Source organism: Kineococcus deserti (assembly GCF_050871945.1).
GTDB lineage: Bacteria > Actinomycetota > Actinomycetes > Actinomycetales > Kineococcaceae > Kineococcus.
Genome location: NZ_JBJLSI010000049.1, coordinates 16,203 through 28,608, shown reverse-complemented (window position 1 = coordinate 28,608; position 12,406 = coordinate 16,203). Strand labels below are relative to the sequence as shown.

At 74.2% G+C, this 12,406-nt stretch carries 11 protein-coding genes and 2 pseudogenes; 4 read left to right on the top strand and 9 right to left on the bottom strand.

Annotated elements, in window-relative coordinates:
* Nucleotides 1-208 (bottom strand): annotated as a pseudogene (locus ACRYR2_RS23540) (hypothetical protein); the annotation flags it as partial.
* Nucleotides 209-330: 122 nt separating this feature from the next.
* Between ACRYR2_RS23540 and ACRYR2_RS23535 the strand changes: the two are divergent.
* Together ACRYR2_RS23535 and ACRYR2_RS23530 are read left to right on the top strand one after the other, a co-directional pair.
* On the top strand, nucleotides 331-951 hold the full coding sequence (locus tag ACRYR2_RS23535) for a TetR/AcrR family transcriptional regulator (protein ID WP_432565328.1): 621 nt from the start codon (nucleotides 331-333) through the stop codon (nucleotides 949-951).
* A gap of 1 nt (nucleotide 952) precedes the next feature.
* Nucleotides 953-3,157: an MMPL family transporter gene (locus ACRYR2_RS23530; RefSeq protein WP_432565327.1), complete on the top strand. Its 2,205-nt coding sequence runs from the start codon at nucleotides 953-955 to the stop codon at nucleotides 3,155-3,157.
* 171 nt (nucleotides 3,158-3,328) lie between these two features.
* Here ACRYR2_RS23530 and ACRYR2_RS23525 read toward each other — a convergent pair whose 3' ends face one another.
* The 5 genes from ACRYR2_RS23525 to ACRYR2_RS23505 all read right to left on the bottom strand — a co-directional run bounded on the left by ACRYR2_RS23525 (nucleotide 3,329) and on the right by ACRYR2_RS23505 (nucleotide 7,748).
* Complete coding sequence (locus ACRYR2_RS23525; RefSeq protein WP_432565326.1) at nucleotides 3,329-5,272, bottom strand: bifunctional metallophosphatase/5'-nucleotidase; 1,944 nt, start codon at nucleotides 5,270-5,272, stop codon at nucleotides 3,329-3,331.
* A gap of 189 nt (nucleotides 5,273-5,461) precedes the next feature.
* A complete protein-coding gene (locus ACRYR2_RS23520; RefSeq protein ID WP_432565325.1) occupies nucleotides 5,462-6,274 on the bottom strand; it encodes an NUDIX hydrolase in 813 nt (270 codons plus the stop codon).
* Nucleotides 6,271-6,651: a DUF3817 domain-containing protein gene (locus ACRYR2_RS23515; protein ID WP_432565324.1), complete on the bottom strand. Its 381-nt coding sequence runs from the start codon at nucleotides 6,649-6,651 to the stop codon at nucleotides 6,271-6,273. The genes ACRYR2_RS23520 and ACRYR2_RS23515 overlap by 4 nt, the downstream gene beginning before the upstream one ends.
* Entirely contained in the window at nucleotides 6,648-7,523 is an 876-nt protein-coding gene (locus tag ACRYR2_RS23510; protein WP_432565323.1) for an SURF1 family protein, read from the bottom strand. The genes ACRYR2_RS23515 and ACRYR2_RS23510 overlap by 4 nt, the downstream gene beginning before the upstream one ends.
* A gap of 33 nt (nucleotides 7,524-7,556) precedes the next feature.
* Nucleotides 7,557-7,748, bottom strand: coding sequence for a hypothetical protein (locus ACRYR2_RS23505; RefSeq protein WP_432565322.1), 192 nt, complete (start codon nucleotides 7,746-7,748; stop codon nucleotides 7,557-7,559).
* Between the two features lie 54 nt (nucleotides 7,749-7,802).
* Here ACRYR2_RS23505 and ACRYR2_RS23500 point away from each other — a divergent pair, with 54 nt between their 5' ends.
* Complete coding sequence (locus tag ACRYR2_RS23500; protein ID WP_432565321.1) at nucleotides 7,803-9,176, top strand: aminotransferase-like domain-containing protein; 1,374 nt, start codon at nucleotides 7,803-7,805, stop codon at nucleotides 9,174-9,176.
* Between the two features lie 91 nt (nucleotides 9,177-9,267).
* Nucleotides 9,268-9,561 (top strand): annotated as a pseudogene (locus ACRYR2_RS23495) (GNAT family N-acetyltransferase); the annotation flags it as partial.
* 253 nt (nucleotides 9,562-9,814) lie between these two features.
* On the opposite strand, the gene ACRYR2_RS23490 reads toward ACRYR2_RS23495, so the two are convergent.
* Genes ACRYR2_RS23490 through ACRYR2_RS23480 form a run of 3 tightly spaced genes read right to left on the bottom strand, consistent with a single transcriptional unit; the run spans nucleotide 9,815 to nucleotide 12,394 of the window.
* Complete coding sequence (locus ACRYR2_RS23490) at nucleotides 9,815-10,273, bottom strand: very short patch repair endonuclease (RefSeq protein WP_432565320.1); 459 nt, start codon at nucleotides 10,271-10,273, stop codon at nucleotides 9,815-9,817.
* A gap of 1 nt (nucleotide 10,274) precedes the next feature.
* Complete coding sequence (locus tag ACRYR2_RS23485) at nucleotides 10,275-11,153, bottom strand: hypothetical protein (RefSeq protein WP_432565319.1); 879 nt, start codon at nucleotides 11,151-11,153, stop codon at nucleotides 10,275-10,277.
* On the bottom strand, nucleotides 11,150-12,394 hold the full coding sequence (locus ACRYR2_RS23480; RefSeq protein WP_432565318.1) for an RNase A-like domain-containing protein: 1,245 nt from the start codon (nucleotides 12,392-12,394) through the stop codon (nucleotides 11,150-11,152). The genes ACRYR2_RS23485 and ACRYR2_RS23480 overlap by 4 nt, the downstream gene beginning before the upstream one ends.
* Nucleotides 12,395-12,406 lie beyond the last annotated feature (12 nt).

Below are 12,406 nucleotides of genomic sequence, written 5' to 3'. Positions count from 1 at the left end.
GCTGAGGGGCGCGGGTGCCCACGACCGGGAGCCTCAGGTGGGTTTGCAGCCAGCCCCGCTGGCGGCCGGGGAGCCCCCCGGCCCGCGGGGGGCCCGCGGCGGCGCCCCCGGTCCGCTCCCCCGAGGGTGCGCCCGGGGACTCCTCGCCGGAGCCTCGGGAGGAACCGTCGGAGGAGCCCAGCGGAAGGTCGTCGAAGAGAGTGCTCATCGTGCCTCCAGGGTAGGCCCGCGCTCCGACACCCACGGCACACGCGAGCTGTGCGGTCGGTGCGGTCGGTGCGGCCGGCGCTCACCGGACCGGATCGGTCCGTTCCGGACTACAGTGGTCCAGTGCCCCGGTTGACCAAGGAGCAGATCGACGAGGAGATCCTCGAGACGGCGGCCGCCCTGTTCGCCCGCCACGGCATCGGGCAGACCTCGCTCCAGCGCATCGCCGACGCCGTCGGCTACTCCAAGACCGGTCTGCTGCACCGGTTCCCGACCAAGGAGGCGCTGCAGGAGGCGACGGTCGCCCACACCGTCGACCGCTTCGAGCGGGTCGCGGCGCAGGTCGCGGGCCTGCCCGTGGGCCGCGACCGCGACCGCGTCGTCCTGGACGAACTCGTGACGCTGGCCGAGACCCGCCCCGGTCTGGTCTCCTTCACGGTCACCTCGATCGGCCAGGGCGCCCTGAGCACCGACCGGCTCGACGTGCTCGGCGAGGTGCTGTTCCGCGCCTTCGGCGAAGCCCTCGTGCCCGGCGAACCGCTGCCCCCCGAGGCGGTCACCCGCGCCGTCCGCATCACCAGCGCCGTCGCCGGGCTGGCGGTGGCCTCGCTCGCGTTCGGCGACGTCCCCACCGGCACGTTGCGCGCCGACCTGGTCGCCACCGCCCTCGACGCGCTCGGCCATCCCACCCACCGGACCACCCGCTCCACCCACCAGCCCGTCCCGCGCACCGAGGAGAACTGAGATGGCCACCTTCCTGCACCGCCTCGGTCGCGGGGCCCTGCGGCTGCGCGGCCTCGTCCTCGCCCTGTGGATCCTGGTGCTCGCCCTGGCCGGCGTCGGCGCCGCCACCCTGGCCGGGCAGACCGTGAACACCTTCGAGATCCCCGGCCAGGAGTCCACCACCGCGCTGCGCCTCATCGGCGAGGAGTTCGGCGACGCGGCCGACGGCGCCTCGGCCCAGGTGGTCTTCGAGGTTCCCGACGGCCGGCAGATCACCTCCCCGGACGACGCCGCCGCCGTCGCGGCCGCGGTCCAGCGGCTGGGCGCGCTGCCGGGTGCGGTGGGGGCGAGCAACCCGCTGGACCCGGTGAGCCCGACGGTCTCCCCCGACCTGCGCGCCGCGTACAGCACCGTCTCCTACGCCGTGCAGGCCCCGGAGATCACCGACGCGCAGCGCGAGGCGCTGTTCGACGTGGTCGAGGACGCGAACGGCGCCGGGCTGACGGTGGAGGTCACCGGCAGCGCCACGCAGGGCGTGTCCGACATCGGCGGGCCGGCCGAGGCGATCGGCGTCGTCGTGGCGCTGGTCGTGCTGGCGATCACCTACGGCTCGCTGGTCGCGGCCGGGATGAACCTGCTGACGGCCGTCGTGGGTGTCGGGATCGGCGCCCTGGGGATCACGACGCTGACCGGTTTCACGGACCTGCAGTCCACGACCCCCGTCCTCGCGGTCATGCTCGGCCTGGCCGTCGGCATCGACTACGCGCTGTTCATCATCACCCGGTTCCGGCACGAGCTCCTCGACGGCCACCCGGTCGAGGAGGCCGTCCCGACGGCCGTCGGGACGGCGGGTTCGGCGGTCCTGACCGCCGGCACCACGGTGGTCATCGCGCTCGCCGGGCTGTCGGTCGCGGGCATCCCGTTCCTGACCGAGATGGGCCTGGCCGCCGCAGCCACGATCGTCGTCGCGGTGCTGGTCGCGCTCACGCTGGTGCCCGCGGCGCTCGGGTTCGTCGGCACCAGGGCCCTGCCCCGGCGCACCCGGCGGGCGCTGGCGCACGCGGGCGGGCGGCACGTGGCCGTTCCCGGCACCGGCACCGGCACCGGCACCGGCACCCGCGGCGAACCGCGCGGCCTGTTCGCGTCCTGGTCGCGCGGTGTGACGACCCGCCGCTGGCTGAGCCTGGGCGCCGCGGTCGTGGCGCTGGGCGTGATCTCGATCCCCGTCGCGTCGATGCAGACGACCCTGTCGACGGCGTGGCCCGACGGCAGCACCCAGGAGGAGGCGCAGGCGATCCTGTCCGACCGCTTCGGGCCCGGGGTGACCGGCCCCCTGCTGGTGCTGGTGGACGGCGACGGCGCCGCCGAGCGCGGTCAGCAGCTGACCACCGGACTCGGCGCGCTGGAGGGCGTCGCCCTGGCCACCCCGCCGGCGCCGAACGCCGACGGCACCGCCGCCCTCGTCACGGTGATCCCCACGACCGCCCCGGACGACGAGGCGACGACCGACCTGGTGCACCGGATGCGCGACACGATCGCCGCCGACGACTCGGGCACGCCTGCCTACGTGACCGGCCAGACCGCCGTCAGCGTCGACGTCTCGGCCACCCTGGCCGAGGCGCTGCCGGTGTACCTGGTGCTCGTCGTCGGGCTCGCCTTCGTCCTGCTGGTGCTGGTGTTCCGCTCGATCCTCGTGCCCGTCGTCGGGGTCCTGGGTTTCCTGCTGACGATCGGGGCGTCCCTGGGCGCGACGACGGCGGTGTTCCAGTGGGGCTGGCTGAAGGAGCTCGTGCACGCCGAGAGCACCGGGCCGCTGCTCAGCCTCGCGCCGATCATCGTCGTCGGGATCCTGTTCGGCCTGGCGATGGACTACCAGGTGTTCCTCGTCTCGCGGATGCACGAGGCGCACGCGCACGGCGCCGACCCGACCACGGCCGTCCGCACGGGTTTCCGGCAGGCGGCCCCGGTCGTCGTGGCCGCCGCGGCGATCATGTTCTCGGTGTTCGCCGGTTTCGTGCCCGAGGGCGACTCGACCATCCAGCCGATCGCGTTCGCGCTGGCCATCGGGATCCTCGCCGACGCGGTGGTGGTCCGGATGGTCGCGGTCCCGGCCGCGCTGTCGCTGCTGGGCCGGGCCGCGTGGTGGCTGCCGCGGTGGCTGCGCTGGCTGCCGACGCTCGACGTGGAGGGAGCCGCTCTGGAGAGCGCGCAGCGGCCGAACGACTGAAGCCCCCGCCCGGACCGGGCGGGGGCTTCAGGGGTGCACGGCAGGAGCCGATGGTGCAGGTGGCTGGTCGCCCCGGTACGTGTCCCCGGGCCTCACCCTCTGCCGCTGCGAGCGGCCACTCGCCGAGAGGCGACGCTCGGGGCGGCCAGCCACCTCCTCCAGGTCACGCCGTCAGGCGGTGCGGCGACGCGACGCGGCGGTGATCAGCAGGCCGCCGGCCAGGACGAGCGCGGCACCCCCGGCGATCCACGGCGCGACCTCGGCGCCGGTGTTGGCCAGGCGGTCGTCGTCGTTCGCCGGTGCCACGGCGGCCCGGGTGCTCGACGGGCTCGCGCTCGCCGTCGGCCGGGCCGTCGGCACGGTGACGACGGGGGCCGTCGTGGCCGGGGCGGTCGGGACGGCCGGAGCCGGCGCGGGGGTCGTCCCGGTCGGCACGGGAGCCGGCGCGGCGACGGCCACGGCAGAACGCGGTTCGGTGTCCGGCGCGAGGTTCTGGTTCTCGGGCAGACCGAGGTAGGCGGTGAAGGCCTCGAGGTCGGTCTTGCCGAGTTCAGTCCGGTCCGTGCCCTGGGCCAGGGTGGCGAAGTTGTCCCCGCCGGAGGCCAGGAAGCTGTTCACGGTGACGCGGTACTGCGCGGCCGGGTCGAGCTCGACACCGTCCAGGGTCACCGACGTGACGTGCTGTCCCGCGGGGGCGTCGGGGTCGTAGGTGAAGAAGAACCCCTCGGAGACCCCCATCGCCAGGAACGGGCGCGACGAACCCGCCGGCTGCCACTGCTCCTCGAGCACCTGGCGGACCTGCGCACCGGTCAGCGTCATCGTCAGGACGGAGTTCGCGAACGGCTGCACGGCGGCGGCCTCGGCGTAGGTCACGACCCCGTCGCCCTCGTCGCCGGAAGCGGCGAACTCGAGGTCGTCCCGGATGCCGCCGGGGTTCTCGAACGCGATCTGCGCGCCCGCGCCCCGGGTCTGCTGCAGCTGCGCGTCGGCGATGAGGTTGCCCAGCGGCGACTGCGTGCCGCGGTCGTCCTCGGCGCCGGAGAACGCGCGGGTGATGTCGGCGGTGATGGAACCCACCGGCGTCCGGCCCTGCTCCTCGGCGTAGGCCACGGCCGCGTCGACGATCGCCTGGACCTCGGGGTCGGGGGTGAAACCCTGCACGGGGACGACCTGGTGGCCGGCCGCGACGACCTCGCCGGTCGCGTCGTCGACGTTCAGCACGAGGTTGTCCACGGCGACGCCGTAGCTCTCGGCGGACAGCACCGGACGGGCGACGGCCTTGCCCGCGACCGGGAACTCACAGCTGTAGAGCATGTGCGTGTGCCCGGACAGGATGGCGTCGATCTGCGGGCTCGAGCCCTGCACGATCTGCCCGAACGCGCCCTCGGTGCCGACGGTGGCGCAGTCGGTGCCGGAGGAGCCCTCGTGGGCGAGCAGCACGATGACGTCGGCCTCGCCGTTGCCGGGGTTCCCGTCGGACAGCTGCGCGGCCACCCCGTTGGCGGCGGCGACCGGGTCGGTGAACTGCAGGCCGGCGATGCCGTCCGGCGCGACCAGGCTGGCCGTCTGCTGCGTGACGACGCCGATGAAACCGACGCTCACCCCGCCGACCTCGGTGGTCGCGTAGGTGGGCAGGGCGTTGGACCCGTCGGCGTTCAGGACGTTCGCGCCCAGGTAGGGGAAGTCCGCCAGTTCGTCGCCGGCGTTGTCGGGCCCCTGGACGCCGATGCGGTCGGTCAGGTCGGCGTAGCCCTGGTCGAACTCGTGGTTCCCGACGGCCGAGACCGCGACACCCATCTCGTTCAGGGCCGCCAGCGTCGGGGCGTCCTGCTGGATGAACGAGGTGAACGTCGAGGCGCCGACGTTGTCGCCGACGGAGACGACGACGGTGTTCTCGTTCTGCGCGCGCATCGCGTCCAGCGCGCCGGCGAGCTGGGCCGCGCCACCGATCGGCTCACCGTCGTCGGTCTCGTCGGGTGCCTCGAGGCGACCGTGGAAGTCGTTGAACGCCCCGATCTGGATCTGCGTGACGCCCTCGCCGGGAGCCGGCAGGAGCTCGGGAACGGTCCCGGGGGCCGGCGCCGGCGTGGTGGCGGCGGAGGCCGGGAGGGACATCGGCACCGTCAGGGCCGCGACCGCGGCACCCGAACAGAGGAACCGGACGAGAGGACGACTCGGGCGCATGGGCTCGCTTCCACGGAAGGGGGTTTGCGAGCCGGATCCTGCCAGTCACAGTGACGTCCAGGGAACCCCTGGGCGACGTGCCAGGTGAACATCAGGTGCCGTGCTGCACGGTTCCGCGGCTCAGCTCCGCGATTGGTGACGCAATGCGATGTCGAGACCACGCTGCGCAACACCCACGAGACCGATCGACTGCGCCTCCCCGAACGGCACCCACCGGGCCAGGTCCGTGCTGCCGCCGACGTCGAGCACCTCCGGTTCGCGCACCGCGCGCGGCGTGGCCGTGACCAGGACCCGGACCGCGTGGAAGTCCTCCAGCACACCGCGCGGGGAGCGTCCCGTGAAGTGCTCCGCGCCGATCTCGGCGAGCCGGTCGACGTCGACGTCCATGCCGGTCTCCTCGTGGACCTCGCGCACCACCGCCGTCAGCGGGTGCTCACCGTGGTCCACCCCGCCGCCGGGCAGCGTCCACCGGCCGGGACTGGGCGTGTTCGAGCTCAGGCGCGTCAGCAGGATCGACCCGTCGGCCACCACCACGGCGTAGCACGCGAGCCGCTGCCGCAGGACGGGCGCGTCCGGCGTCGACGGCGGCGCCAGCCGCAGCAGTTCCCCCTGCTCCACGACGACCAGGTCGTCCGCGGCCAGCGGCCAGTCGTCGCCGACCCGGACGCGTTGGGCCGCAGCCGGTTCCACCGCCGGCCGCACGGCCAGGACGAGGTGGACCGTGTGCAGGTCGACACCGTCGGCCTCGCGGTGCCCGTCGAGGACGGCGAGCAGCTCGCCGACCGTCGCCTCGGCCCCCAGGAGGCGTCGCACGGCGGCCTCCGGCGTCTCGCCGTGCGCCAGGACCGTCCACGGCAGCACGCCGTCGACCACCAGGACACCCTCGGGGGCGACCGCAGCCGCGTGCACCGCGACCCGTTGCAGCGACCTCACGCGGGCTGGGCCGCGGCGAGCTGGGCGCGGACCGCGGCGGCGTTCTTGCGCTCGGCGTAGAACGACAGGAAGGGGATCGTCCCGGCCAGGGCGGTGAGGACCATCCGCGACCACGGCCAGCGGACCCGCGAGCCGAGGTCGAAGGTCGTGATGAGCAGGACGATGTACAGCGTTCCGTGGATCGGGCCGAGCACCCCGCTGACGGCGTGCGCGCCCGGCAGCTCCGCGCCGGAGAACCACTCCACCGGGTAGCGCAGCAGCGAGTAGGTCAGCACGACGAGGCAGAACCCCGTGGCCCACGCGAACACCTGGTACCGCAGCAACGCCGACCGCACCTTGCGCGGGTCACGCAGCCCGGCCGTTCCGTTCGCGCTCACCGGGCACCACTCATGTCTCGTCCTCCAGGACCGTTCGCGGGACCGCCCGCCCCACCGCTCGTGGAGCCGTCCTCCTGCTGTTCGGCGCCATCTTCTCGCGCGACCGCACGCTCGTCGCGCACGGCCCTCACCCAGATGACCACGGCGAACAGGGCGAAGACCCACCACTGGCCCGCGTAGGCGAGGTTGCCCCAGTCCAGGCGCCGGGTCGCCTGGCCGGGGTCGGCCGGCGCGACCGCAGCCAGTCCGTCCTGGGGCGCGGTGGCGGTCACGTACGCGTTGGCGACCGGGTAGTCGACCCGGTTGACCAGGTCGGCGGCACTGACGATCCAGGTCTGGTCCGCGGGCAGCGCCGCGCTCGAGGGAGCGACGTCCGACCCCTCCGGCGGCTGGACGACACCTTCCAGGTCGACCTGCCCGGCGGGCAGCGCGGGCGCCGGCTCCCCCTCGGGCACCCAGCCGCGGACGACCGGGACACCCGAGCCGTCCTCGAGCACCACGATCCCCAGCGCCCAGGCCCCCACGACTCCGTCGAGCGGGCGCCCCGGCACGAGCAGGTCCACCGCGGGGTCGAAGGCGCCGCTGACCACGACGCGACGACCGACCTCCCCCGCCGACAGCACCGCCCGGTCACCGTCCGCGCCGGCGTCGACCACCTCGCTGACGGCCGTGACAGGTTGCTGCGCAGGGGGTTCGGTGACGACGACGTGACCGCGCTGCCACTGCCAGACGCCGAGCGCGCCGCAGACCAGGACGACCACCAGGGCCAGGGCGGTCAGGACGGTGACACGACCGGCCAGGGCGTCGCGTCCGCGCCCCGCGCCACTGCGGTCCGCGTGGTCACCGCGTCCGTCGTCATGGTGGTCCTGCACCCGGCCAGGCTACGTGCCGCCTCCGACCGGCCGTCACGTCGTGCGCCCGAAGTCCTGCCGGCGCACCTCCTCGGCGATGGCGGCGTTCCACGAGTGGCGGTAGCGCTTTCCCCGCTGCGGCCGATCAGCCTGCTTCCCCGCCCCCGGCCACCGGGTGTCCTCGCCGAGGAAGGGAGCGGTGAGCGCAAGAGCGACGAGCACGCCGAGCACGACGAGGAGGCTCACGACGACCTCCGGGTGCTACCGGAGCTGCGACGGATAGCGCTATTGTCTGTTCTCATGGACAACGGTAGCAGTGTGCAGCGCGTCACCACCAGCCTGCGCGAGCTCGCCGCCACGCTGCCGGCGGGCGCCAAGCTGCCCAGCAGCCGCCGCCTCGTCGCGGACCTGGGAGTGGGACCCGTCACCGTCCAGCGGGCCATCGACACCCTCGTCGCCGACGGAACCGTCGTCACCCGCCCCGGCGCGGGGACGTTCGTGGCCCGCGCCGCGCGGACCCCCACCCTCGACACCGACTGGCAGCGGGTGGCGCTGGGAGCCAGCCCGGTGCGGACCGAGGGGGTGCTGTCCGCTCTCGCGGTGCCCTCGCACGACGTCCTGGACATGGCCCGCGGCTACCTCGACCTGCCCCTGCAGCCCTCCTCCCGGCTGGCCTCGGCGATGGCCCGCGCAGCCCGGCGCCCCGAGGCCTGGTCGGTCCCGCCGCTGGCGGGCGTGCCCGAACTGCGCACGTGGTTCGCCCAGCAGCTCGGCGCCGACCGCGACGACGTGCTCATCACCCCCGGCGGTCAGGGCGCACTGTCCACCGTGCTGCGCTCGATCGTCCCCGCCGGCAGCCCCGTGCTCGTCGCCGTGCCCAGCTACCCCGGCGCGATCTCCCTGCTGCGCAGCGCGGGCCTCGTGCCCGTGCCCGTGCCGGCCGACACCGACGGCGTCCGCCCCGAACTCCTCGAGCGGGCCTTCGAGCAGTCCGGCTCCCGCCTGCTGTACCTGCAGCCCACCTACGCCAACCCCGACGGCTCGGTGCTGGCCGCCGACCGTCGCGCGGCGGTGCTCCAGACCGCCGCCCGCGCCGGCGCGTTCGTCGTCGAGGACGACTTCGCCCGCTGGCTCGGCCACGGCACCACCCCACCGCCGTCGCTGCTGCGCGACGACACCGACGGCCGGGTCATCACCGTGAACTCCCTGAGCAAGGTCGCCGGCCCCAGCCTGCGGGTCGGGTGCGTCGTCGCGCGGGGCCCCGTGGCCCGGCGCATCGCCGGGCTGAAGGTCGTCGACCACCTCATCGTGGCGCGGCCGCTGCAGGAGGCGGCCGTCGAACTGGTCACCGGAGCGGGGTGGAACGCGCACCTGCGCGCCCTGTCCGCGGCACTCGGTGCCCGGATGAACGCGTTGTGCACCGCCCTGGCCCGCGACCTGCCCGGATGCAGCTGGACCCGCCCCCGCGGTGGGTTCTCGCTGTGGTTGCGCCTGCCCCGCGGCGTCGACGACCTCGAGGTCACCCGGCGGGCGCTGGAGGGCGGACTGGCGGTCGGGCCGGGCCGGCACTACGTCGTCGCCGAGGAGGACGCCGCCCACCTGCGGCTGTGCATCGCCGCCCTGCCCGAACAGCAGGTCGACACCGCCGTGCGCATCCTCGCCGCGTCGATCTGACGTCGACAGGGTTCCGTGCGCACCCCGGGAACCGCGGTCCACTGGCGCGGCGACCAGCACCCTCGAGACCTCCCAGTCGCCCGCCGGACCCGTCGCCCTGCTGGTCGAAGCCGACGGCACGGTGGTCGGAACCTCGCAGTTCGGCGTCCTGCCGGGGTTGTCGCGGCGCGGTGCGCGTCGCGCCCAGGTCGAGGCCGTCCGGATCGCCGCACACCACCGCGGCGCTGGACTCGGCTCGCAGTCCACCGGCTGGACGATCGAGGAGGCCCGCCGTCGAGGCTGCAGCACGGTCCAGCTGACCACCGACGCACGCCGCGTCGAGGCGCACCGGTTCCACGAGCGCCTGGGTTTCACCGCCTCGCACGTCGGCGTGAAGCTGACGCTGTGGAACAGTGCCCGGAGGAGAGGGGGCCGTGACCCGCCGCGGCTCCGGGTGCCCGACCTCGGCGAGAACTGGTTCGATCGCGACGCGAACTCCCCCACAGCCCGATCAACAGGCTGTGGGAAACTCCCCCCCGGCTGCTCGGCCCCACCCTGGCTGCGCCAGCACCACCGCGAACTGCACGGCGGCCGCCTGGGGGTCCGCTCCGCCGACGACGGCTGGAACGACGACGACGAAGGACCACCCTTCGCCCTCGTCAGCTGACGTCTGCCCCCGACCTCCTGCTCCGGTCCTGAGCGAGGATGCGATCGGCCGCGTCCGTCACCGGTTCGTGCTCCCACACGCGCAGCGGCAGCCAGTCGTGGGCGAGCAGGTGCGCGTCCGTGTCCCGGTCCCTGGCGGTGATGCTCGCCAGCTTCACCGCCCACCACGCCGCGTTCGCCTTCGGCAGGTGCAGGTGCTCCGGGCAGGAGTGCCAGAAGCAGCCGTCGACGAACACCGCGATGCGGGAACCGCGGAGAACCACGTCGGCGCGGCGCCGCCGGTCGGTACCCGGCGGTGACACGTCGACGAGGAACCGCATCCCCCGCCGGTGCAGTTCCCGGCGCAGCGCGAGCTCGGGTGCGGTGTCACGCCGGCCGGTGCGCCGCATGATCGCCGCGACCGCAGCAGACGACGGGGGCGGCGCCGGCCCGGGTTCCTCCCACGTCGGCACGTCACTTCCAGTCGAAGTACCCGATGCGCCAGAACATCCACTCCAGCCACAACCGGAGCCAGGACGGTTCGACGTAGCAGCCGAGGGCGACCACCGCAGCGCGCAGGTCCTCGTCCGTCAGGTCGAGGAGTTCCCGCCCTTCGGCCGCCAGCTCTTCCAGCAGGTCATCGGGTTCCCGTTCGAGCATCGAGTACTGCATCGTGGCCGGCGTCCGGTTCCCGAAGGCGCCCAGACTGAACCAGCCGCCGAACGCCGAGGACAGTCGCGGCCACTCGGCGCGCCATCCGTCGGCCCGTGGGTCGTCGACGGCAGGGGCCGCGTGGACACCGATCACTCGGGGACGGTCGGTGCGCTCGACGACCACCCCGACCCGCTGCGTGACCTGTTCGCCCACCGACCGGCCACCCTCGTCGCGGGTGAGCACCACCCCGACCGGTTCCCCGACGTCGACGACCAGGTAGTCACGACGGGACCGCCCGGCGGGTACGGCGATCTCGGACAACCGCCTCCGCAGCGCCGGTCCGACCGTGTCGTCGAGCTTGCCGTCGCGCAGCTGCCAGTGCTCCGGGTACTGCGGTACCGCGGCGATCGACGTCGGATCGTCGACGAGTTCAGCCAGTCGCTCGGCGACCCACCCGGCCCACCGCTCCCAGGAGTTGCCCTCGGGCGGCGACGCGAACGGAACCCCACCGATCCGCTGCACGGTGCGCGCGAAGTCCCCTTCCCGCCGGCCCACGTCGATGATCGACCGCCACCGGTCCAGCTGCTCCTCGGCGTCGAAAGCGGGTGAGGCCATCGCCAGTTCGAGCGGTTGCCGGTGGCACAGGTCGAAACCGGTGAGCCCCACGAACGGGGCGCCGAGCGGGTAGCTCCCGCTCATGCGTCGGGGTAGGCCGTCTCGATGTACCACGATCCGTCTCCTGCCTTCCTCAGTACGACGACGATCTCGGTCGCGGGAACCTCCAGCGGTCTGCCGTCACCGCCGAGCGTCCAGATCACGCCGACGTCGTCGGTCGAGGGTGCGCGCAGCACGTACCGCTTCTCGCCGGAGTCGATGGCCCGGGTGACGTCGGCCTCGTGGTCGCGCAAGGCCCGGGTGATGGCCTCCTCGGCGGTCTCCTGGTCGGCCCAGCGGGAGGCGTGGACCGGTGGCTTGCCGGAGACGCCGCCCTCCACCTGCCCCGTCTCCAGCCTCCGCCACAGGAACTCATCATCCACCTCCACGTGCCGCGCCAGCGTGTGCGCCGACGCGAAGACCTCGCTGTGCCCCAGGTCCACCCCCGCGAACAGCTCGTCCACGCTCTGCGGCAGCGGGTTCCCGTCCTGGCCCAGGTACTCGCGCAGCCGGTGACCTTCCGGCAGCGTCTTCCCGAGCGGGGTCCTGCCGGCGAGGCCCCGTCCGACGGCCGCCGTCCCCAGCGTCGCGGCGGCCGCGCCGTACCGGCCGTCGGCCCAGTCGTCCCAGGCCACCGCGTCGGCGAGCGTGTCGACCGGGTGCGTCGCCGCCTCCCACGCCGCACCCGGCACCTGCTGCCACGTCGCCGTCCACCCCGGCGCGTCCCAGGCCCAGCCGAGCGCCGTGAAGGCCGCGCCGGAGGTGCTGTCCGCGACGACCCGCGCCGCGTCGTCGACGTGCTCCCCGAGGCGGCGCGGGCGGTCCGGGACCTGTTCGACCACCGAGTGCAGGCGGGTCGCGAACGTCGCGCACGTCTCGTCGAACTCCTCCAGCACCACCGCCCGGCTGGCCTGCCACCGCTCCAGCTGCGCCCAGTCCTGCTGGAAGGAGGCGAGGTCGCCCACGCCGGCGTCCACCCGCGCCTGCACGACGGCGATCTCCGCGTCCACCGACGCGAGCCGCGCCGTGAACGTGCCCAGCGCGAGCGCGTACTCCTCGATCAGGGTGGCCCCGGCCGTCGCGGTGTGCGCCAGCGTGTCCAGGTGCGTCTGCAGTTCCACGACGCGCTCGGCGAACCCGGCCTGCGCCGCCCCGTACCAGCCGCCCAGCGACTGCACCGCGGCCTCGACGCGCGTGCCGACCTCGGCGATCCCGGTGGCGGCGGCCCGCGCGGTCGCGCCCGCGGCGGCGGCCGCGGCCGCCGACAGCGGCGACAACTCGTCCACGCGAACCCCTCC